The sequence below is a fragment of the Sporosarcina sp. P16b genome (assembly GCF_002743065.1).
Classification (GTDB): Bacteria; Bacillota; Bacilli; order Bacillales_A; family Planococcaceae; genus Sporosarcina.
Genome location: NZ_PDYO01000002.1, coordinates 416354 through 439671, shown reverse-complemented (window position 1 = coordinate 439671; position 23318 = coordinate 416354). Strand labels below are relative to the sequence as shown.

The following is a 23318-nucleotide window of genomic DNA, read 5'->3' as shown; positions in this document are numbered from 1 at the left end:
AGGTATGATAAAGTAAAAAAAGTAGAGGATTGGGGTTTTGCTAATGAAGAAAAATGAAGAGTTTGTTCAATCAGTAAATCCTAAAGGTCAAAAAAGTTGCGATAGTTTCCACAACACGATCGAGTTTATCGGTAAGCGTTGGATGGGAATCATCATTTATCATTTATTGGACGGACCGAAGAGGTTCTTTGAATTATCGACGGAGATCGAAGGGATATCAGATCGTCTTTTAACGGAGAGATTGCGCGATTTAGAAGCGCATGGCTTGGTCATTAAAAAACAGTCCGATCCAAAGGTCAGAAAAGTCGAGTATGAACTTACGCCGAAAGGGAAAGAATTGGAAGATATTATTCAGGCCATTTTTGAGTGGGTAAAGAAAAATGGTTGTTGTTATGAGGAGTGAATGCATTGATAAGAGAACAGGCGAAACATTTTAGCGGAATTCCGTTATCGATATTAGACTTAGCAATGATCAATGAAGGAAGTCATGCGGGTCAGTCATTTAAGAATAGTGTAGATCTTGCACAGCATGCAGAAGATTGGGGATTCAATCGCTACTGGCTGGCGGAGCATCATAATATGCCCGGTGTTGCGAGTTCCGCGACATCTATCATCATTGGACATGTAGCGCAGATGACGAAAGATATTCGAGTGGGCTCTGGCGGTGTCATGTTGCCAAACCACGCACCGCTAGTTATTGCGGAACAGTTCGGTACACTCGATGCTATGTATCCAGGTCGTATTGACTTAGGGCTAGGCCGTGCACCTGGAAGTGACCAGGCGACAGCGTATGCACTTCGCCGGACATTACAAAGCGGTGGAGAAGATTTCCCACAACAACTAGAAGAATTACGTATGTATTTTGCGGGCAATCCGACTGATCGTGTTCGAGCATTTCCTGGAGCAGGACAGGACGTTCCGATTTGGTTGCTTGGTTCAAGCGGCTTTAGTGCGCAGTTATCTGCGGAACTCGGCTTACCGTTTTCGTTCGCCAGTCACTTTGCACCGCAGTTTATGATGCAGGCTCTGCAAATTTATCATCAAAATTTCCGACCGTCGAAAGATCTTCAGAAGCCCTATGTAATGATGGGAGTTAATTTAATTGCAGCGGATACGGATGAAAAGGCACAATACTTGGCTACATCCATGCAGCAGCAGTTTCTAAATATCCGACAAGGTAAGATGACGCAATTTACTCCTCCAATTGAAGATATTCATGCGGCATGGTCACCATTTGAGCAAGAAGCGGTTGCACAGCAAAGCCAAGCACCGTCTGTCATCATTGGAAGTCCGGAAACCGTGAAACGGGAGCTAGAAGAGTTCGTGGAAATGACGAAAGCAGATGAGCTGATCATCAGTTCAGGAATCTTTAATCATGAAGAGCGACTTCGTTCATATGAAATCCTAAGTGAAATAATGAAGTAAAAGAAAAAGCATCCGCCTTGCAGGAAAAACTGCTTGGCGGATGTTTTTTGTTCTTACTGTGTGTCAATCTCTTCAGTCAGTCTTTCAATTTCATCGATTAACTCACCGATATAGGAGATCGTATCGCGCAACGGTTTGTCTGTTGTGATATCGATTCCTGCCATTTTCGCGAGATCGGCTGGTTTTTTTGAACCACCTGCGCGAAGAGTATTGAGCCAATCTTCAACAGCTGGTTCTCCTTCCTTCAATACGCGTTTTGCCATTTCAGTAGAAATTGTCAATCCAGCACTATATGTGTATGGATATAAGCCCATGTAATAGTGTGGTTGACGCATCCATGTCAATTCTGCACCATCATTCATCTTCACGCTATCGCCCCAGAATTCTTCGAGTACACCGCGCTTCAAATCGTTTAAAATAGTCGCATTGACATGGCCACCTGCATCCACTCGTTCATACACTTTGCGCTGGAACGCCGCTTCAAGTAAATGCGTCACGAAGTTATGGTAATATGTTCGTGCGACGATGGAAGATAATACCCATCTCTTGAATTTCGGGTCAGCGGAATTTTTCAATAAGTGATTGGCCATCAGCATCTCATTCATCGTAGAAGGCGCTTCAATGAAGTACAGTGACGATTCCGAATTGAACAGGTTTTGCGCCTCATGTGCATAGTTGAAATGTCCGGCATGACCTAATTCATGCGCTAAGACAAAGACATCTTCCATGCTACCTGTCCAAGAAATCAAGATAAATGAGCCTTGACCATAAGGACTTGCACAAAATGCACCTGTTGATTTACCTTCATTTTGAGCAAAATCAATCCAGCGTTCCGAATAGGCACGGTTCACCATGTCAAGATAGTGATCGCCCATAACAGCAAGCGCATCATTCATATATTTCTTTGACTCCTCCACTGTAATGGAAGGCTCATATAACGGATCGATTGGCATTTTTAAGTCCGCAAACGTTATTTCGTCGAGACTATATATTTTCTGAAGAAGTTTTGCGTACTTTCGCATATGTGGTGCGAGTTCTTCCATAATCACATCGATTTGGCGATTGTACATAGAACGATCTACATCTTGTTCCATCAATAAATAGTCAATAACGGAGTCATACCCACGTAAGTCAGAGATCGTTTTCTCCATTTGTATATGCATGTCATATGTTTTGGCTGTTGTGTGTTGATATTTGCGCAACGTATCGCTGAATGTTTTAAACGCTGCACGTCTTACCGATGTTTTTGGTTCAGACTCCCATTTACCTTCAAATGAAACATAGCTCAGTGGATAGGTTTTTCCATCTGTAGTGAAGTCAGGGAAGTCGATATCTGCCATTTTCGTTGTATTATACATCGAATAGGGTGCTTGGAAAGAAGCAGAGAATGCAGCGAGTGTCTTCTCTACTTCAGGATGTAATTGATGCGGTTTTTCCCGAATGATTTTATCGAATACAGTTGCATACTCCCGAGACTGTTTACATGCTTGTTGTAAAGTCTCCTCGGAAAGCGCAGTCAATTCACTCATCATGAAAGAAGTTTGACTACCGATTTTGGCAGCGATTGAACCAAATCTGCTCTCTCTCATTTGGGCAGCATCATTTGTTAAATCAACACTTGCCGTCAGCTCAGCATAACTAGCGATCTTGACCAGTTTCTCTTGTAATCTACGATAGGCATCCAACGCTTGAATAGCTGAAGTTGAATCTATGATCGTACCTTTATAGTTTTTCAGAAAAGCAGTTGCTTCCGTTTCAGTATCTTTTACTGCGTTCTCGTAGTCCTGTTCATTTTCAAATAAGGTTTGTAAATTCCAGGTTTCTTGTTCGTTAACTTGTGCACGTTTAGGTAAGCTTTTCACCAATGTGAATCTCTCCTTCTAATCGATTATTCGGTTGTCGAATTAACTACCAGTATAATACAATGAATGTTCACAGTACAAAATTATGGTTTATTGGAAAGTATAAATTCCGTTAGCCAATCAACCTGTAAGGGGCCATTGACAACCTTATAATACAGACGGTCATTGTGGATTAATATCCCTTCCTCAATCAATATAGTCATACGATTTCCTTCTTCATCGTGTAGATCGATTGTGAAGAGCGGTTGGTCATCAAACAATTGTAATGTATCCGGATCTATCCGCTCATAATCATATGTTTGGAGAAATTGAAGTAGGCGGTCAACTTCTTCACCTTGATCTACTCGCCACGTAACGGCTTGCTGGTTTTGCAGACCAGGTTGCCGAAAAGTAATGAATGAATAGGGAGATAAACCGTTCAGTTGTTGTTCTTGCAATCGCTCAAAGGGATGGGAGGCAGCTTCGTCGATTGACTGAATCATGACATAAAATCCTCCAGCCACTAATAATGCTAAGATAACTCCACGTATCTTCATACGATCCCCCTCCTTCCATAAAGTATCGTTTCTCACTAGTATATGAATGTAATCCAGAAGATACGCATATAACTGTCCATACTCTAAACGATATTTTGTTTTAGGTCGATATTTTAATATTCAGAATGTATAATAGAGGGTATTCATCTGAAAGGGAGGCGATCAATATGAAAGAACATGTGACACATGCTATTCAGGATAATTATGCGGATGACTTTTCATGGTGTTATGGTTGCGGACGGCTCAACGAGGAAGGGAACCATTTCCGAACTGGTTGGGAAGGAGAGCAAACCGTTACGTATTCATTACCACCTGAAAAATATACGGCAATTCCGGGATTTGTGTATGGTGGATTTCTTGCTTCATTTATGGATTGCCACGGCACAGGATCTTGTGCACTTGCCCTACATCGAAAGAACGGTCATGAACCTAGTGACGGGACTGTACCGCCGCGTTTTGTGACAGCTTCCTTGCAGATTACCTACAGTAAACCGACTCCTCAAGGAAAAGTATTGAAAGCGATTGGAAACGTTACGGAAATTCATCCGAAGAAGTGGAAAGTAGCTATAGAAATTTACGCTGAGGATGAATTATGCGCTTCTGGGGAAGTGATTGGAGTTGTAATGCCTACTACATTCACCAAGTAAAATAGACAACTAGATGAGGTGTGAACAGAAAGTATGAGTAAATCTTCACAAACTGCCGTAGCGAATCCGGTATTTCCCATCATGATTGCGATTGCGGTCTGTCATTTATTTAACGATACGCTACAGGCAGTGATTCCAGCTATGTTGCCGATACTGGAAAAAGAATATCAATTTAGTTATAAACAATTAGGGTATATTGTTTTTGCTCTAAATATTGTAGCTTCTCTACTTCAACCAGTTGTAGGATATTTAAGTGATCGCAAACCCAAGCCATTTGCGTTGCCGATTGGCATGACATGTTCTTTAATTGGAATGGTAGGGCTAGCATTAGCACCAAGCTATTGGCTGATCATTGTATCTGTTATGCTGCTAGGATTGGGGTCAGCCATTTTTCACCCTGAAGGTTCTCGCGTGTCATTTTTGGCGGCGGGAGACAAGCGTGGACTTTCACAGTCTATCTATCAAGTAGGAGGTAACTCGGGACAAGCACTCGCACCTTTGATCAGCGCTTTCGTCCTCGTTCCTCTCGGCCAAATAGGAGCAGCTGTTTTTGTATTAGTAGCTGCTGCTGGGATTGCTTTACTAACTCGAATCTCGATCTGGTATAAGAAACAGCTGAATGAAGAGCGTTTAGGTACGCGGAAGAAAGTATTATTAACGACATTGGAAAGTTTGTCAAAAAGACAAATCACCCTCGCGCTGACTTTATTAATGATTATTATATTTGCGCGTTCATTCTATGTGACGAATATTACGAGCTTCTATATTTTCTATTTGATAGAATACTATGGTATGACGATTCAGCATGGCCAGTTGTACATTTTCTTATTCTTGGCCCTGGGTGCTGTCGGGACATTTTTCGGTGGACCCATGGCTGACAGAATAGGACGAAAAAAAGTGATCGTCTTATCGCTTATTGTGCCTTTACCACTTAGTTTGTTGCTGCCGTATGCACCCGTACCTGGAATCATTGTATTATTATTAGCAATCGGATTCTTTATTATGCTTAGTTTTTCCGTCACGGTAATCTATGCCCAAGAACTCGTACCTTCCAAAATTGGTACCATGGCGGGACTAACAGTAGGATTAGCGTTCGGAATGGGGGCAATCGGTGCAGTTGCCATTGGAACACTTATCGACTCGATCGGTATTTACCAAACGATGATCATCACGTCATTCTTGCCGTTCATTGGTCTAGTCGGATTAGCTTTACCTAGTGATCAAAAGATTACATCAGCTACATAATCAGATTATTAGTGTTATCATCATGAAGAGAAGGTGTACAGAATGAAAATAGTCAATAATATGGCGGAATTAATCGGAGAGACTCCGCTTGTAAAAGTACGAACGCTCGGTGAAACTACTGGCGCTGAGGTGTATGTGAAATTGGAGTATTTCAATCCAAGCCGTAGTGTAAAAGATCGCGCGGCTTATCAAATGCTTGTAGAAGCCGAGAAAACGGGGGTACTAAAACCCGGTGCCACGATTATTGAGCCGACGTCAGGAAACACGGGAATTGGCTTGGCCATGAATGCTGCAGCAAAAGGATACCCAGCCATTTTTGTTATGCCAGATAACTCTACGATTGAGCGTATTAACTTAATGAAAGCCTATGGAGCGAAAGTTGTATTGACACCTAGCGCAGAGCGTATGCCAGGTGCGATCTCTAAAGCGAATGAAATTTCACAGTCCATTGAGAATAGTTTTATTCCGATGCAGTTTGAAAATGAAGCGAACCCTGATAGTCATCGCCATACGACGGCTGTAGAAATTATAGAAGCCATTCAATCCATCAATCGTAAATTAACAGCATTTGTCTGTACATCAGGAACAGGTGGTACGGTAACAGGTACAGGTGAATCATTAAAAGAGCATGACCCGGCTATTACAGTTCATGTGGTTGAACCTGCAGGGTCACCGGTATTATCAGGTGGCAAACCAGGCAAACATAAACTGGTAGGTACCAGTCCTGGATTTATTCCAACTGTATTAAATACCCATGTCTATGATGAGATTTTTCGAATTGAAGATGACGACGCATATACTACCGTCAGACAATTCGCAAGACAAGAAGGAGTTTTGCTCGGGCCGTCAGGTGGTGCATCACTGTATGCAGCATTGCAAGTGGCGAAACGTTTAACTCCTGAAGATACAGTCGTTTGTATTGCGCCCGATTCTGGTGAAAGATATTTATCGAGTGATTTATTTCAATAATACCCACAAGCAAAAACCTCTTCCCACGTCGGGTAGAGGTTTTTTAGTGTAGAATTTCGGAATAAAAATGATAGAAAGCTATTACCTATAGCGTTTAATCACATGTTTTTAAATAGATTGAAAAAATAATCAGAAATCCTATTGACAAAACCTACGTAAATGGTAGATTATATATATATACAAAACATATAAAGTTAGTAGGAATTAAAAAAAGGAATGACACAAAAATATTTATGAGGGGGAATCAACATGTATTTGAAAATTGAAGGCATTGAAAAGAGCTTTCCCCACAAAGAAAAGGGAACGGTCAAAGTACTAGATCACATCAACCTTGAAATAGAAAAAGGACAGTTTGTTTCTATAGTAGGTCCGTCAGGTTGCGGAAAGTCCACTATGTTGTATTTAATTGCGGGACTCGAAAATGCTGAGCAAGGGAAAATTAGTATTAACGGAAAAGAAGTAAAAGGGTCGGGTTCAGATCGAGTGGTCGTTTTCCAAGAAGCGGGGTTGTTCCCCTGGCTGACAGTACTCGATAACGTTACATACGGTTTACTTTTAAAGAAGATGTCGAAGAAAGAAGCGGAACAAAAAGCGATTGAAATGTTGAAAATGGTCCACTTGGGGAATTACATTAATTCCTATCCGCATGAATTATCAGGGGGAATGAAGCAACGCGTATCCATCGCGCGTGCGCTTGTAATGGAGCCGGATATCCTATTAATGGATGAACCATTCGCGGCATTGGATGAACAAACGCGCATGGTACTTCATAAAGAGTTATTGGATATTTGGAGAAAAACGAAAGTAACCGTTCTCTTCATTACACATAATATTCGTGAAGCGGTATTACTTTCACAAAAGATTGTCGTGTTTGCGACACGTCCTGGGAAAATTAAAGCGACCTTCAAATCCAATGATACAAAAGATGGCGTCATGCCGAATGACGTGACGTTGCAACTCGAAAAGCAGATTTTGGCTGAACTTCAAGAAGAAATAGAGAAAGTGTTGAAGGAGGAGATGGGCGATGACTACAGCTTTAAGACGAATAGTGTTTCTCGGGATACTAGTGGCGATATGGGAAGTCACATCTAGGCTATCGGATTTACCCGATTTTATGTTTCCGAGTTTCACACAAGTCATGTCGACTTTGATTTCTGGACTCATCTCCGGTCAAATCCTCATTGCAATCGGTGCAAGCCTTAGCAGATTGTTAATTGGATTCACGATTGCTTCTGTACTTGGACTGGTGCTTGGTTATTTGATTTGGCGATACAAAATAGTGGAAGACACACTTGGTTTTCTAGTGACAGCTTTACAGTCTATTCCAAGTATTGTCTGGTTTCCACTTGCGATCATCTGGTTCGGTCTCAATGATTTTGCTATTTTATTTATCGTTACATTAGGGGCTACTTGGACGATGATCGTTAACGCAACAAGCGGCTTTAAAAACGTACCAGTATTATATCAGCGTGTTGCCAAGTCACTAGGATCTAGCGGTTTTCACTTTTTGCGGACCGTGATCTTGCCAGCGTCCGTACCACAATTAATTTCTGGATTACGCATCGCGTGGGCATTCTCATGGCGTGCACTCATGGCAGGGGAATTACTAGGTGCCGGCGTCGGTCTCGGTCAACTACTAGAATCAGGACGCGCACTCGGTCAAATGGATTTAGTTATTTCTGTCATGATTATCATCGGTGTTATTGGAACTATTATGGATAATGTATTATTTTTGCGTTTGGAACGCAGTGTTGAAAGAAAATGGGGAATTCGGGCGTGACACGCTCTAAGAAAAGGGGATCATCATATGAATAAGAAACTATTGGGTGTATTGCTTTCAGTATTAGCAATTGTGGGGATTTTGTCAGGATGTGGGAAAACAGAAGTAGACAGCGCGGATAAAAAAGAAGTAAAGATTGGATATTTCCCGAACTTAACACATATCGCAACAATCGTTGGACTCGAAAATAATTATTTCGCGGAAGAGTTCGGTGAAGACATTAAGATTACGACGAAGACAGTTAGTAACGGTGGGTTATTCATGGAAGCAATGGCTTCTAATTCGATAGACATCGGAACAGTTGGACCTGGACCTGTAATCAACTATTATGTAAAAGATCCAAAGTATCATATTGTTTCTGGAGCAGTAAATGGCGGTGCGGTATTAGTAGCCAACGGTAAAAGTGGAATTAATGAATTAGCTGATCTTGATGGCAAAAGGATTGCGATTCCCGTAATCGGTAGTACGCAAGATGTAATGCTACGTAAAGCGTTGAAAGACGTGGACCTAAAGGCAAAAGCTAACGGAGGAACTGTGGAGTTTTTCGCATCTGCACCAGCGGATACAGCAACATTATTCATTCAAGATTCAGTTGACGGCGCAGCAACACAAGAACCTTGGGGGTATATTTTACAAAATCAGGCGGATGGTAAATTGATTCTCGATTGGGAAGACTTTGCTTGGGGTAAAGAATCTACGAACACAGTTGTCGCAACAAGCGATGCATTTTTGAAAAACGAAAAATTATCGACTGCTTACTTGACAGCTCACGCAAAAGCAGTTCAATTCATTCGTGATGAGCCAGAAAAAGCACAAGAACTAGTGGTGAAGCACATCAAAGATCTGACTGGTAAAGAAATAGCCAGTGATGAATTGGAAGCAGCCTTCACAAGAATCGAAGTGACAACAGATGTAAATGAGGACGTATTGCAAGAGATGGCTGATATCAGTCAAGAAGCAGATTATATCAAAACGAATGAAATCGATGGATTGATTGATCTAGAAGCCATTAAAAAAATTACAGCAAACTAATACTAAGCGAGTATCCATTGTGGATGCTCGTTTTTCTATTTTCGTATCGTTTGATAAGTAGCAATAAAACAGGATATGCTAGAATGTAGGTAGAACATAATTTCGCTAGTTGAAAGGATGAAGACAGTGCTGGCAGATTTATTGAACGAATCAAAACGTACTATTGTCTATACTGGAGCAGGAATGTCGACAGAAAGCGGGCTACCAGATTTTCGTTCTGCTAAAACGGGCATGTGGGAAACAGAAGATCCTGCTAAAGTGGCGAGCGTAACTGCTCTCAATCAACAAGTAGAACAGTTTTTTCAGTTTTATAAACAACGCGTCATAGCAGCAAAAGAAACAGGACCGCATAAAGGACATGATATTTTAGCTAAGTGGGAAAAAGATGGCCTGATCGATGGAATTATTACGCAAAACGTCGATGGTTTCCATACGATGGCGGGGTCAAAAAACGTCATGGAACTTCATGGGACACTTCGTCATGTCCATTGTGAAACGTGTGGAAAAGTATACGGTAACGAACGCTACGAACAAGAGGAATTTTACTGCGATTGTGGCGGTAAGTTGCGTCCATCAGTTGTCTTGTTTGGAGAAATGCTGCCAGAAGAAGCATTTATTCAAGCGATATTTGAAAGTGAGAAAGCAGACCTCTTCATTGTCTTAGGTTCATCATTAACCGTTACACCTGCGAATCAATTTCCGCTGATCGCAAAAGAGCAAGGCGCGAAGTTAGTCATTATCAATATGGAGCCTACAGAAATGGATCACTTTGCCGATCTTGTTATCAATGAACGCAAAATCGGAGAAATATTGAATGAGGCGGATCAAAAAGTGGATAGTAAGTAATTTGAGATAGAAGAATGAGCGTAGTGAACGGAGGATTTTCATATCACTCTTTTGTTACGCTGTTCTTCTTGTCTCTATTTTTATAGATGAAAAGAGGGGAATCGATTTGAAAATTTTTCATACCGCAGACTGGCATCTTGGTAAACTCGTTCAAGGAATCTATATGACAGAAGATCAGCGTTATATATTGCAAGCTTTTATAGAAGAGATAAAGAGAGAACAACCGGATGTGGTCATTATAGCGGGAGATCTGTATGATCGCGCAATTCCACCAACTGAAGCGGTAGGTTTATTGAATGAAGTTCTACAGGAGATTGTTATCGATTTGAAAATACCTGTCATCGCTATTGCAGGAAATCACGATAGCCCTAGCCGTCTTCATTTTGGAAGTACGTTCATGAAAGACCAAGGTTTATACATAACAGGAGAATTGTCCCCGCACTTGTCTCCAGTCAAGCTTCATGACCCGTATGGTGATGTCTATTTCCATTTAGCACCATATGCGGATCCTTCAGTTGTTAGTCACTTGCTCGAAGATGAGTCGATTTCCAGTCATCAACAAGCTATGAAGAAAATCATCGAGCGTATAGAGAAGTCTATGGATCAGGATGCTCGACATGTTTTCGTTGGTCACGCATTCATCACTACGCATGGTGAGAAAGAGGAGAATACAAGTGACGTGGAACGACCCTTATCGATTGGTGGGGCTGAATATGTTTCTTCAGATTTGTTTGAGCCGTTTCATTATACAGCGCTTGGTCACTTACATCAGGCGCATTTCGTAGGCAATGAAACGATTCGTTACTCGGGTTCACCATTAAAGTATTCAATATCGGAAGAGAATCATCAAAAAGGGTATCTCATTGTGGAGCTCGGAAGAAATGGCAAAGTGGAAATCGAGAAAAGATTACTCACTCCTCTTCATGATATGAGAACGGTTGAAGGAACGATGGATGATCTATTAATGATGTCTCACAATGAAGATTATGTGTTCGTCAAGCTACTTGATACGGTACCAGTCATACAACCGATGGAGAAAATCCGTTCTGTCTTTCCGAATGCCATGCATGTAGAACGTAAACTTTTTGCTTCTTCTACAGACAGTCTTGGCGGAACAGTGAATGTTGAGAAAAAAGAAGGCGACCAAGCAATGTTTGCTTCCTTCTTTAAAGAACTTCAAGGCGAAGAAGTAGACGAAGAAACAAAAGAGTTATTCGCTGAAGTTTTGTGGGACGTTATGAAGGAGGAAGAACGTGCATGAAACCCATTATATTAACGATGACGGCATTTGGACCGTATAAAGATAAAGAAGTTATTGATTTTCGTGATTTGAAAGATCATCGTTTATTTGTCATTTCCGGAAAAACGGGTGCTGGCAAAACTACAATCTTTGACGGCATCTGTTTCGCATTATATGGACAGGCAAGTGGAGAGGATCGTACTGACACAAAAGCGTTGCGCAGTCAGTTTGCGCATGATGACATGCAGACGACTGTAGAGTTAACTTTTGATATCCATAAGCGGAGATTTCGTGTCGTGCGTCAGATTCCTTATAGGAAAAAAGGCAATAAATCAGATACGCTAGGCCGCTGCGAATTATTTGAAGAAAAGGACGAGCAATTCGTTCCGGCGGTAGATCGCCAAATTGTTACGGAGGTAAATGAAAAGATCGAACAGTTGCTAGGCTTTACGCACGCACAGTTTAGTCAAATCATGATGTTGCCTCAGGGGGAATTTCGCAAATTCTTAACATCCGATACGGCAAATAAGGAAGCCATCATGCGGAAAATCTTTAAAACGGAACCGTACCAGAAGATCGTAGAACAGTTAAAAGTAAAAAAAGAAGAAGCGAATGCGGAATATCTTCGTGAAAAACAATTGGGTGACACGATTCTTCATCAAATACCAGCGAAGTTACCCACGCGCGACTCTTTATTATTTACAGAATTACAATCAGAGTACCCCAACTACCATCAGCTTCTAGTAGGTCTTCAACAAGAACATGCCTATCATGAGATACAATCTAAAGAAACTCATAAAGAATATACTAGACTCTATAAAGTTCATAACGAAAAACAACAAGAATTACATGAAGCTCGTTCAATTAATGAACAATTTGCTCAGTTGCTGAAACGCCAAAAAGAATTAGATGGATTGCAGGCGAAACAACCAGAGATGAAAAGTCTCGAACAGCAATTGCAACAAGCAGAACGGGCCGCGAGATTAGAAGATTTAGAACAACAAGTGAAGTCTAATGTAATGGAATGGCAGAAAAAAGATCGAAGTTATTCTGAAACTGTCACGTTTCTTGCTAATGCGGAGAGAAAGTTAGTGTCGGCAAAGGCTTCTTATGAACAGGAACTAGCTAAGGAATCTGAGCGAAATGAAGTGAAAGAACAGTTACTTACGCTAAAAAATTTACTTCCAATCGTATCCGGACTCACAGAGCAACGTCAAGTGTTAGAGGAAATTACGAACACGGTAGATCAAGTAGAGAAATCTTTGCTAAGAAATCAGCTAGCAGCAAAGCAAGAAAAAGAAGCCATGACCATGCAGAAAAATGAAATTAGTGAATTGGAAACTTTATTGGAAGACTACGAAAAGTTGGTGGATCAACTTTCAACTAGCAAAGCCGTCGCAAAGCAAGTGGCTTTATACAAGCAACAGCTAACACAACAACACGAACTGGTGACACATTTTACAACCGCTAAGCAACAAGTAGAGCAGTATACAGATGTCTATCAAGCTCTTGAAAATCGTTGGATTAGTAATCAGGCGGTAGCCCTCGCTGCTTCACTTCATGACGGAGAGTCTTGCCCAGTTTGCGGTAGTGTCGACCATCCAGCTAAAGCCGAAGTTGCAGAAGCCGAGCACATATCGAAGCAACAATTAGACACAGCTAAACTAGAGTTAACGAATAAAATACAGACTTTTCATACTAAGCAGGCGGAATTGCAACAACTTAAGCAACGTATTGAATTAAGTAAAGCTGAATTGGATGAGCAACAAGTAGATTTGAATCGTGATCATCAAAAAGAACAGGCAGATTTGACGGAAAAAGTAGATGTCCTTAGAAAAAAGCGAGAGTCGTTGAAACAAAAGAAAGACCAACAAAACCAAGCGCAGAAGGCCATGGATGAACTCACTAAAGAACTGAATACATTGGAACAGCAGCGCAATGAATCAAAAGCAGAGCTTGAAACGAAACGAGCTCTCTATAACTATGCATTAACGAGGGTTCCTGAAAATCTACAGGAACTATCCGCATTGCAACAACAAATTACATCTAAAGAAACAATAAGTCAACAACTTGAAAGTGCTTGGAAAACGATTCAACAGAAATTTCAAGACGCCTCAACTGAGAAAATAAAATGGGAATCCCGAGAGGTTTTGGAGAAGAAGTCCTTAGCAGATATGAAAGCAAAGGTAGACCATAGTTCAGCTTCCTTTACAAAACGGCTGACAGAAGAAGGCTTTACCTCGGAAGAGAATTATAGGCAAGTGAAACTGCCGACTTCAAAGCGTCAGGCTATTCAGCAACAACTTCAAGTGTTCGCCCAAACGCTTCATACATTACAATCATCCGTAGAAGAACTCAAGAAGTCTGTAGATGGCAAACAGCGAACGGATATGGCAGTGATGGAGCACGAGGTTGAAACAATGAAAACACAATATGAAGAGGCGTTTGCTCTGTGCAATCAATCAAAAGCACGGGAACAAGCAGCGCAGGATCTATACAATGAATTAAAAAATAGCAAATCTAAGGAAGCCGAGCTAGAAAAGACATATGGAAAAATTGTGAATCTCTACGATCTAATCCGTGGTCAAAACCATTTGAAAATTTCCTTTGAGCGCTATATTCAAATCGAGTATTTGGAGCGCATCATTCAAGCTGCGAATATTCGCCTGCGTGATCTTTCAAATGGACAATATGAACTCGTCCGTAGTGACCGTCAAGAAACTAGAGGGAAACAAAGTGGCTTAGGTATAGATGTTCATGACGCATATACAGGGCAGACACGAGACGTTAAAACGCTATCAGGCGGTGAAAAATTTAATGCCTCTTTATGTTTGGCACTGGGTATGGCAGATGTCATTCAAAGCTTCCAAGGCGCTGTACGTATGGAGACGATGTTTATTGATGAAGGATTCGGCGCATTGGATGAAGAGGCTATAGCAAAAGCTATAGATACACTCATCGCGCTTCAGCAGTCAGGGAGAATGATCGGTATCATTTCCCATATCGATGAAATGAAAGAGGCTATTCCTGCTACATTGCAAGTAACTAAATGGAGAGAAGGTTACAGCAAAACGAAATTTGTACTGAATTGATTAGCGGGGGGAGTAAGACGTAGCTAATCGACTTTGAAATGGAATTCACAAACTATCCAATACACGACTTTTCATTTAATCATCTTATCAATCCAAACTGATCTCTACGGGGGTCAGTTTTTTCTATTTTTAAAAGATCCAATGTGGGTCCTGGCGAATAGTCTGTAAGTTGACAATATAGACAAGAGTTAAATGATTTGACTGGCTGTTGATTTTCCAAATTGAGAAGAGTAATATAAGGGAACGCAATATATTGCATACAAATTAAAGCTTTTGACTTTGGGAGGATTTTTATACATATGGAGAACAAACTATCATTTTCATCAAGTCTTGTTATTGGGGTTATGCTATTTGCCTTATTTTTTGGTGCAGGTAATTTAATTTTTCCTGCCGAGCTTGGACAGCTGGCTGGAGATCAAACGTGGAAAGCTATGGCTGGCTTTTTATTTACTGGAGTAGGTTTGCCTTTTTTAGGTATTTTGGCTATTGGTTTTTCTGGCAAGAAAGATTTGCAAGACTTGGCAAGTCGAATTCACCCAGTCTACGCTGTTCTATTTACAGCAATACTTTACTTGACGATTGGGCCGTTTTTTGCAGCACCACGAACAGGGGCTGTGGCATTTGATATTGGTGTTGCTCCATTTTTACATGGTTTCCCTATTGATATTGCCCGTTTTTTATTTACACTCGTGTTCTTTGGTATTAGCATGTGGCTATCATTGAATCCTGCAAAGATCGTTGATCGAGTCGGTAAATATTTGTCACCACTCATCATTATTATATTGATTGGCTTAATTGGTATGACGCTTCTTAATCCAATGGGAAGTGCGCAAGTTTCGCAAGCCCCTTATAATGAAACACCATTCTTTACAGGTTTTCTTAAGGGATACAATACGATGGATGCACTAGCCTCTCTAGTTTTTGGAATCATCGTCATCAACGCATTGCGTGCGATGGGCATTACTAGTAAAAAACAAATATTGACTTCCACGGCTAAGACAGGATTTGTGGCAGCCGGATTTTTAGCCATTATATATATAGGTATTGCGTATTTAGGTGCTACATCGGTTGATTTATTTGGCTATCTGGATGGCGGGGGTTCCGTGTTAAGCGAAACTTCTTCTTATTTATTCGGTACGACAGGACTATTGTTACTCGGAGTTGTGATTATGCTTGCCTGTCTAACAACAGCTATTGGGCTTTTAACTGCATGTGGCGAGTATTTTCATGCAATCATCCCAAAAGTTAGCTATAAACTTTTTGTAGTATTCTTTTCACTATTCTGTTTGGTCGTAGCGAATTTCGGTCTAGCGAATATTATCAATTACTCAATTCCTGTACTGGTTCTACTGTATCCACTGGCCATGGTATTAATCCTGCTAACATTCACCGGCCCTTTATTCCATCAATCCAGCTTGGTATATCGAACAGCGACTGTAACGGCTTTTCTCGTCAGTTTCGTTGAAGCGCTTGTGAAGTTCTACTCACTAGTAGAGAAGGACATGCCAAATTGGCTTGAGACCGTAGAGGAGGCATATACAGCGTACATTCCATATTATGCAGAAGGTGTCGGCTGGTTAGTTCCTGTATTGATTGTGACTGTCGTAACAGCTATCGTGGCGGTGGTACACAATAAAAGAGGGCAAGGTGTCCAAAATATCTTAACTAAAGAAAAAGCATAAAATTAAAACAGGATCCGATTTAGGTCGGATCCTGTTTTCCACTCTATTTATCAATCAACTTTTTCAATCGAACGAAACTCCTCGATCGCGCGCAACCAATTTTCCCTCATAACTTTAGTAACTTGCTCACCATTACGCTTACTCATTAAATCTATGATCTGGTCATGTTCTTCAATCGATTTTTCCGTTAGTATAATGGAATTATGAAAGAAAAGTCTACGCACATGAGCTTGTAATGAGACAAGCATGGAAGAAATATATGGATTATTAGCTGTGTCCACAATGATTTGGTGAAATTTTTCATCGGTTTTCAAAGCTTGAAAATAATCTTCCTTTTCAACTGCTAGCGCGAATTTCTTATTCGTTTCCCGCAATTTCCTAATAATACTTTCAGTTAGGTTTGGTATGGAAAGTTCAGCTGATAATGCTTGCAGCGCTGCGAGTGGCGGGAGTAAGTCCGAAATAGATTCCCGATCTACGTCTGTCACTTGTGTTGCTTTACCTGGAAACATTTGAACAAATCCTTGAACTTCTAATAATTGTAGTGACTCCCGTATAGGCGTGCGACTCACTCCAAGTGCTTCTGCTAATTCAACGTCATTTAGTTTTTCGCCGGGCTGTAAAGTTCCATCGATAATCCATTTCTGCAGTTGACTAAATGCACTCTCTTTAGCAGTCTTTCGTATGGGTTGTGCGTGGTTAGTTGGTATAGGCAATTTTACACACCATCTTTCTCCAAAAAGTAGTCTTCCCACCATGTTTATTTCACTCATAACCAATATACAGTATACTACAACTTTTTCCGGTTGTTTAACAGTATTTTGCACAGTGCAATGAAATAATTAGGAATTGTTATAAGATTTTGATTTTTAAAAGTGTATGATAAATGCAAAAAGTTCTTGTAGTTTCTGCTTATATTTGATAGATTAATGTCTATACATGATTTGCTTTCTCAGTAGATTTAATTTTATGAATCTTTAAAAATGTTATTGCAAATCTAGTAAATGTTTGGTATCGTTTACATGTGTACTATAACAAATTTATATCCGAATACGCTGTAACATATTATCATTTCAACTCGATGATGAAAGCGGTTTCAGTGAGATGGGGGGAACAGGAACTAATTTACTACGCTATATAAAATAGAAAGGGGATTAACTAATGACTAATCAAGTGGCACGTGGGAAATCCACGATGGATTATGAAAAACTTGTTCAAACAGAAGACTTTAAGGGTCTTGTAAAAAGAAAAAAGAACTTCGCTACACCTTTTGTTATTTTCTTCTTCGCAGCGTACTTTATTCTTCCACTATTAACTGGTTATACAAAAATTTTAGAAACACCTGCAATTGGTGCAATGACATGGACCTGGGTCTATGCATTCTCCATGTTCATTATGGTATGGGTATTCACGTCCATATACATGAATAAAGCAAAACACTTTGATGTTGAAGTGGACAAGATTATAGAGAAAAACGTTTTAAAATAAGGGGGTTGTGTTCATGAGTTGGATTTCATATGTTATATTCTTCGCTGTAATCGCGCTGACACTCTACATTACATATTGGGCGGCAAAGCAGACGACTACAGCAAGTGACTTTTATACTGCCGGTGGTTCATTAACAGGTTGGCAAAATGGTATGGCGATTGCTGGTGACTACTTATCCGCAGCATCTTTCCTAGGGATCGCGGGTGCAATTTCACTAAACGGATTTGACGGTTTCTACTATAGTATTGGCTGGTTAACAGCTTATCTAGTTGTTTTATTCTTAATTGCTGAACCACTACGTAACTTGGGTAAGTTTACGATGGCAGATATGATCGGTGCACGTTTCGGCGCTAAGAAAGTGCGTGGAGCAGCAGCATTGAACACAATTACTATCGTAATGTTCTACATGCTTGCACAATTAGTTGGTGCGGGTGCTCTTATTAAATTATTATTCGGTATCGAGTATTGGATGGCAGTTCTAATCGTTGGAACAATGATGTTAATCTACGTTCTATTCGGTGGAATGACAGCGACAAGCTGGGTACAAATCGTCAAAGCAATTCTTTTGATGTTGGGTACAATCATTATCTCCTTCTTGGTACTTATGAAGTTTAACTTCAACTTTATCAGTATGTTCGAGGTCATGAAAACGGCTACTCCACATGGTGAAGCGTTCCTTCACTCAGGGGTTGTGTATAAAGACACAATTGGGCTTATTTCAGTATTAATCGCATTAGTTTTAGGTACTGCTGGTCTTCCACACATCTTAATGCGTTTCTTCACAGTTAAAGATGCGAAAACAGCACGTTCTTCCGTTATTTATTCTGTATGGATTATTGGTATCTTCTATGTATTGACAATCTTCCTTGGTTTTGGCGCAGCTAAATTCGTTGGAGCGGATGCAATCATCGCAGAAAACGCTGCAGGGAACATGGCAGCACCAATGCTGGCTGGAGTTCTTGGAGGAGACGCACTTGAATCCTTCGTTGCAGCTGTTGCATTTGCGACAATCCTAGCAGTTGTTGCAGGACTTGTACTATCTGGTGCTTCTGCAATCGCTCACGATATTTACGGACAAATCTTTAAAAATGGTAATGTAACCGAGAAACAACAAGTTGCAGCTGCTCGTTGGGCTTCTATCGCAATTGGTGTGGCTTCTATCCTTCTTGCACTTGGTTCTGAAAAGCTGAACGTTGCGTTCTTAGTATCACTGGCATTCTGTGTTGCTGCATCCGCAAACGTACCAACTATTCTATTAACCATTTATTGGAAGAGGTTCAATACAACAGGTGCTGTTGCTTCAATGTTGACAGGTCTAATTGTTGCACTAGTTCTTGTTGCAATCAGCCCATCAGTAATGAACCCAGTTGAGGGAGCTACTCTTATTACTGGTAATCCAATCTTCCCATATGCTAACCCGGCTATCGTTTCTGTACCAGCAGGTTTCCTTGCTGCATGGATTGGTACACTTGTTAGCTCTAAGCGACATGAGAAAGATGAAATTTCTTATGCAGAAGTTCGTTTCAAAGCGGAAACTGGCTACAAAGAGCTTGATCTTTAATAATTAGCTTGATATTCAACTAATGGTTCCCTCTTCTACAAGCACGACAGAAGAGGGGGCCATTTTTGTTGAAAGGATAAATTGTGAAAATAGGTAAGAGATTGATTTTTTGTGGAAAGTTCTTGCGGAAAGAATATTGAATGTAAATATAAAGGTACTGATGACATTTGCATTTGAATAATATGAAGTGAGATCTCGTGTTGGTCAATACGAATAGGGGGTTTTGAAATGCTGAAGATGGTAAAAGATCAGGAATGGTATGATAAAATTCATAGAAATCCGTTGTTTATGAACACGTCAGAAAAGGAATTTGATCAGCTATTACTTGAATGTAAGCTCAAGATGTATGAAGAAGCGGAGAGATCTAACTATTTCAAAACACCTCAGGAAGGTTTACTCGTTGTGTTGAAAGGGTCCGCCGAGGTTCAAATAGAGGGGCAAGATGGTAGCTCAGTCACACTAGAATTTATTCAAGAAAATGAAGTCATTGGCTTTTCCAATTTTGCTTACTACTTAGGGGAAATGGACCGGCCGCTTGATAAACATCATATTGATATGGTCGTGGCCGAAGGCTCCGTTTGTCTCCAAGTTCCGTATGAAGTGATTAAGCATCGGATGGACGATCAACATGTGCGGGATTACGTCTTACGTAAAATGTCGATTCGTTTGGCGAATGTCTATACCTCATTAGGCGAACAAGTGCGTTTGGCTGATGAATATGGTGAGAGTGAACCGTATGTTCGTCGTGTACAGGATTTCATGAGCAGTCCAGTCGTGACGATTCATGCGGAGGCAGAAACGAAAGAAGTAGCTGTGTTGATGATTAAACACTCCATTAGCTCTATAATTGTTACAGATAAGTCAGGCAAGTTGCTTGGAATCGTGACGGAAAAAGATTTGGTTGAACGAGTGATAGCGGATGGTGGTTCCGCAATCGGATTAAAGGCGAAAGATGTCATGACGAAAAAACCGCATACGGTCAAGGTTACTGATTATTATTACGAGGCCTTGACTAAATTTTATAAATATGGAATCAAGCATTTGCCAGTAGTCATAGCAGGGAAGCCTGTAGGTATTGTGACATTCGCTACATTGATGACGAAACGCGATCGTAATTCGATGAATATCTTAAAAACGATAGAAGAAGCTTCATTTGAAAATTTGCCTGTCGTTAAAGCAGCAATTTACGATGTGTTATCCAATTTAATTCAGGATGAAATTTCAACCATCCATACATTGGAAATCATTACAAAGTTCTATGATCGTTTAGCGAAGCATTGCGTTATGCTGGCTGTTCAATCACTTGAGGATCAAGGGAAAGGAACACCACCTGTAGCATTTGCTTGGTACCAGATGGGCAGTGGTGCACGTGGAGAGCAGTTTATGCTGACTGATCAAGATCACTTCCTTGTATATGAAGATGTATCGAAAGAGGAATCCGAGCAAGTCGAGAACTATTTTGAACTTCTTGGCAACGAAATTGTCGTTCACCTTGAGCAAGCAGGCTATATTAGATGTATCGGATTCATGATGGCGAGTGAATCGCAGTGGCGTGGCACGATGGCAATTTGGCACGAACGCATTCGCCAGTGGGCGCTACGGTCTACACCTGAACAGATCTTGCTCGGTTACAACTTCCTGTCATTCCGTTTTCTCTACGGTGAAACTACTGTCAATGATCGCTTTGTTCTAATGGTTCAAGATTTGTTGAGAAAATCAGCTACATTTATTTACTATATGGCACAACAGGAAAAAGAGAAACCAATACCACAATTGCAACAAAACTTTTTGACTATTTTCAGGGGACGCAGTAAAGCAGATGTGATTGATATTAAGAAACATGCTCTATTCCCGCTTCATCATTGTTTGCAAATTTTAGGAGTCAGCAATGGTATCATTAACGCAACACCTCTTGAGATTATCTCCGCTTTGCAGAAAAAGAGAAAAATCACGAAAGACTTTGCAGAGGAAATTCGTCATGCATATGAAATATCTTTAAGTATGAGAATTTCCATGTCGTGGGAGAAACACTTACGAGATGAGAAAATTTCTACAGAAATCGACTTGCGCAAACTAAGAAGATGGGAATTAAACGAATTGCGGACAACGCTAGATACAGTCAGAGCACTTCAATCACATTTATTATCAAAACTTTAAGAAAGTATAGATAAAGGTCCCTGTACAAAATTCACGCATATTGTACTATATAGGTAGGGGGCGATATCATGTTTTGGAAGAAGAAAAAATTAACGTATGAATTACAACAATCAATACAGCTAAATACGCCGCTGCAAGATATGAATTTCACAGTGTTTGATACAGAGACTACTGGTTTTGCAATTGGTGCAGACGATCGAATGATTGAGATAGGTGCCGTACAAGTTGAAGGATTTGAGGTTACGGATCATGTATTTCAAACATTTGTGAATCCGTCAAGAGATATTCCTCCTATCATCAGCAAGCTGACCACTATACAGCAGTCACAAGTGGACCATGCCCCTATGCCTCTTCCAGCTATTGAAGAATATTTTGCCTTTATAGAAAAACATAAAAGTGCGGGCTGGGTTGGACATCATGTCAGTTTTGATGAAATGGTGATTAAGAAAGAATTAAGCCGTCAGAAATGTACATTTCAAACCCCTACATCATTCGATACGATGCATTTGATTAATTATTTGGATCCTACAGGTGAGCAACAGGACTTGGAAGATTATGCACGTCTATTCGGCACAGAAGTGTTCGAACGACATCGTGCATTAGGCGATGCGTTGACAACGGCATATGTATTCACGGCACTACTTAGAAAACTTGATCGTCAAGGCGTGAAGACATTGGCGGATTTACTACGAATTAAAAATGGTGGAGCACAAAAATTTGTTTCTCAAACGTAAATTCAGTTATCGGCTTCGCCATTCAATGAAACTTGAGTGGCGGGCTTATTTCGTTGTTGTGGTATAGTAGAAATTACAGAGTTGCACAATGGGTGGGGGACGTGGAGTTATGAATAAACGTCAAGCGATTTTATTGATCGTCATTATATTGGCTATTGCAGTGTATTGCTGGATATTGTTTGTTGAATTACCGAATAAGACTGTGGAAGAAGCAACGACATACATAGGGTCTTTAATTAGCTACATTGTATAGAAAGGGAGTAGATACATATGGATATCATCATCATTACAGGTGCATCTAAAGGAATCGGTCAACAATTACTTAGCCAATTTACAAAAACAGGGGCAACCGTCTATGGTTTGGCACGGACGAATCCAGAACAGCTACACACGATGTATGAAGTAGATCTCATGGACTGTGAAAAAGCGACTGCCATTCTTGGGGGCATAGTTAGTCAACATCTGGAGGATGCTAGTTCTTTCACGCTGATCAACAACGCCGGTATTGTGGATCCGATTAGTTTGGTAGGTTCATTGGACACTCAAAAAGTGGAGCAAGCCATTAAAGTGAATTTAACGGCACCGATTCAATTAATGAATGTATTTATCGATTCATTGAAAGACTTCCAGGGAACGAAAAAGATCATGAATATCTCTTCCGGAGCAGGCCGCAGTGCGTATGAAGGATGGGGGATTTATTGTACGACGAAAGCTGGACTCGATCAGTTTTCACGTGTCATTGCATTGGAGCAAAAGATGGCAGACTATCCAACAGGGATTGTTTCCATCGCGCCAGGAATTATCGATACGGGTATGCAGGAGACGATTCGTTCCTCATCTGAACAACAATTTCCACACCTGAAAAGGTTCGAGGCATATAAGAGGGAAGGCCAGTTAAGTTCAGCCTCTGAAACGGCAGAAAAACTCGTGCGATTTGTGAACGAAGTGGACTTCCTGGAAATCGACCCTATTGCAGATATTCGTCAATTTGATTGATGAAAACCCGTCGCCACTTTTACTTG

At 40.7% G+C, this 23318-nt stretch carries 21 protein-coding genes; 18 read left to right on the top strand and 3 right to left on the bottom strand.

What is annotated here, in order from left to right; all coding sequences use genetic code 11:
* Positions 1–43: 43 nt before the first annotated feature.
* Both CSV77_RS05215 and CSV77_RS05210 read left to right on the top strand, forming a co-directional pair.
* Entirely contained in the window at positions 44–403 is a 360-nt protein-coding gene (locus CSV77_RS05215) for a winged helix-turn-helix transcriptional regulator (RefSeq protein WP_099672550.1), read from the top strand.
* Positions 400–1425, top strand: coding sequence for an LLM class flavin-dependent oxidoreductase (locus CSV77_RS05210; RefSeq protein WP_099672549.1), 1026 nt, complete (start codon positions 400–402; stop codon positions 1423–1425). Before CSV77_RS05215 ends, CSV77_RS05210 begins: the two co-directional genes overlap by 4 nt.
* A gap of 53 nt (positions 1426–1478) precedes the next feature.
* Here the strand turns inward: CSV77_RS05210 and pepF are convergent, their stop codons facing one another.
* On the bottom strand, positions 1479–3290 hold the full coding sequence (gene pepF, locus CSV77_RS05205) for an oligoendopeptidase F (protein ID WP_199203709.1): 1812 nt from the start codon (positions 3288–3290) through the stop codon (positions 1479–1481).
* An 80-nt stretch (positions 3291–3370) separates the two neighbouring features.
* A complete protein-coding gene (locus CSV77_RS05200) occupies positions 3371–3823 on the bottom strand; it encodes a hypothetical protein (protein ID WP_099636865.1) in 453 nt (150 codons plus the stop codon).
* Between the two features lie 167 nt (positions 3824–3990).
* Between CSV77_RS05200 and CSV77_RS05195 the strand changes: the two genes are divergently transcribed.
* The 10 genes from CSV77_RS05195 to brnQ all read left to right on the top strand — a co-directional run bounded on the left by CSV77_RS05195 (position 3991) and on the right by brnQ (position 16356).
* Positions 3991–4470 (top strand): PaaI family thioesterase, encoded by a 480-nt coding sequence (locus tag CSV77_RS05195; RefSeq protein WP_099672548.1) that lies wholly within the window; start codon positions 3991–3993, stop codon positions 4468–4470.
* 33 nt (positions 4471–4503) lie between these two features.
* Positions 4504–5715 (top strand): MFS transporter, encoded by a 1212-nt coding sequence (locus tag CSV77_RS05190; protein ID WP_099672547.1) that lies wholly within the window; start codon positions 4504–4506, stop codon positions 5713–5715.
* A 42-nt stretch (positions 5716–5757) separates the two neighbouring features.
* Positions 5758–6684: a cysteine synthase A gene (cysK, locus tag CSV77_RS05185; RefSeq protein WP_099631491.1), complete on the top strand. Its 927-nt coding sequence runs from the start codon at positions 5758–5760 to the stop codon at positions 6682–6684.
* A gap of 249 nt (positions 6685–6933) precedes the next feature.
* Positions 6934–7776 (top strand): ABC transporter ATP-binding protein, encoded by an 843-nt coding sequence (locus CSV77_RS05180; protein ID WP_099672546.1) that lies wholly within the window; start codon positions 6934–6936, stop codon positions 7774–7776.
* Positions 7709–8464: an ABC transporter permease gene (locus CSV77_RS05175; protein WP_099631493.1), complete on the top strand. Its 756-nt coding sequence runs from the start codon at positions 7709–7711 to the stop codon at positions 8462–8464. The genes CSV77_RS05180 and CSV77_RS05175 overlap by 68 nt, the downstream gene beginning before the upstream one ends.
* A gap of 27 nt (positions 8465–8491) precedes the next feature.
* Positions 8492–9496, top strand: coding sequence for an aliphatic sulfonate ABC transporter substrate-binding protein (locus CSV77_RS05170; RefSeq protein WP_099631494.1), 1005 nt, complete (start codon positions 8492–8494; stop codon positions 9494–9496).
* Between the two features lie 126 nt (positions 9497–9622).
* Positions 9623–10342 carry an NAD-dependent deacylase gene (locus CSV77_RS05165; protein WP_099631495.1) on the top strand — a complete coding sequence of 240 codons (720 nt, stop codon included), beginning with the start codon at positions 9623–9625 and terminating at the stop codon, positions 10340–10342.
* A 106-nt stretch (positions 10343–10448) separates the two neighbouring features.
* The gene (locus tag CSV77_RS05160) at positions 10449–11603 is read left to right on the top strand and encodes an exonuclease SbcCD subunit D (protein ID WP_099672545.1); all 1155 of its coding nucleotides are present in this window, start codon (positions 10449–10451) and stop codon (positions 11601–11603) included.
* Positions 11600–14674 carry an AAA family ATPase gene (locus CSV77_RS05155; RefSeq protein WP_099672544.1) on the top strand — a complete coding sequence of 1025 codons (3075 nt, stop codon included), beginning with the start codon at positions 11600–11602 and terminating at the stop codon, positions 14672–14674. Before CSV77_RS05160 ends, CSV77_RS05155 begins: the two co-directional genes overlap by 4 nt.
* A 299-nt stretch (positions 14675–14973) precedes the next feature.
* Positions 14974–16356 (top strand): branched-chain amino acid transport system II carrier protein, encoded by a 1383-nt coding sequence (gene brnQ, locus CSV77_RS05150; protein ID WP_099672543.1) that lies wholly within the window; start codon positions 14974–14976, stop codon positions 16354–16356.
* A gap of 50 nt (positions 16357–16406) precedes the next feature.
* Here the strand turns inward: brnQ and CSV77_RS05145 are convergent, their stop codons facing one another.
* Positions 16407–17072 carry a GntR family transcriptional regulator gene (locus CSV77_RS05145; protein ID WP_099631513.1) on the bottom strand — a complete coding sequence of 222 codons (666 nt, stop codon included), beginning with the start codon at positions 17070–17072 and terminating at the stop codon, positions 16407–16409.
* A 445-nt stretch (positions 17073–17517) separates the two neighbouring features.
* On the opposite strand from CSV77_RS05145, the gene CSV77_RS05140 reads away from it, so the two are divergent.
* From CSV77_RS05140 to CSV77_RS05120, 6 genes are all read left to right on the top strand, one after another.
* Positions 17518–17844, top strand: a complete 327-nt coding sequence (locus tag CSV77_RS05140; RefSeq protein ID WP_099631499.1) for a DUF485 domain-containing protein — start codon at positions 17518–17520, stop codon at positions 17842–17844.
* Positions 17845–17857: 13 nt separating this feature from the next.
* Complete coding sequence (locus CSV77_RS05135; RefSeq protein WP_099672542.1) at positions 17858–19405, top strand: solute symporter family protein; 1548 nt, start codon at positions 17858–17860, stop codon at positions 19403–19405.
* A gap of 228 nt (positions 19406–19633) precedes the next feature.
* Positions 19634–21562, top strand: coding sequence for a DUF294 nucleotidyltransferase-like domain-containing protein (locus CSV77_RS05130; protein ID WP_099672541.1), 1929 nt, complete (start codon positions 19634–19636; stop codon positions 21560–21562).
* A gap of 68 nt (positions 21563–21630) precedes the next feature.
* The gene (locus tag CSV77_RS05125; protein WP_099672540.1) at positions 21631–22296 is read left to right on the top strand and encodes a 3'-5' exonuclease; all 666 of its coding nucleotides are present in this window, start codon (positions 21631–21633) and stop codon (positions 22294–22296) included.
* Between the two features lie 109 nt (positions 22297–22405).
* On the top strand, positions 22406–22549 hold the full coding sequence (locus tag CSV77_RS16865; protein ID WP_158231554.1) for a hypothetical protein: 144 nt from the start codon (positions 22406–22408) through the stop codon (positions 22547–22549).
* A gap of 17 nt (positions 22550–22566) precedes the next feature.
* Entirely contained in the window at positions 22567–23292 is a 726-nt protein-coding gene (locus tag CSV77_RS05120; protein WP_099672539.1) for an SDR family NAD(P)-dependent oxidoreductase, read from the top strand.
* The last annotated feature ends 26 nt before the right edge of the window (positions 23293–23318 follow it).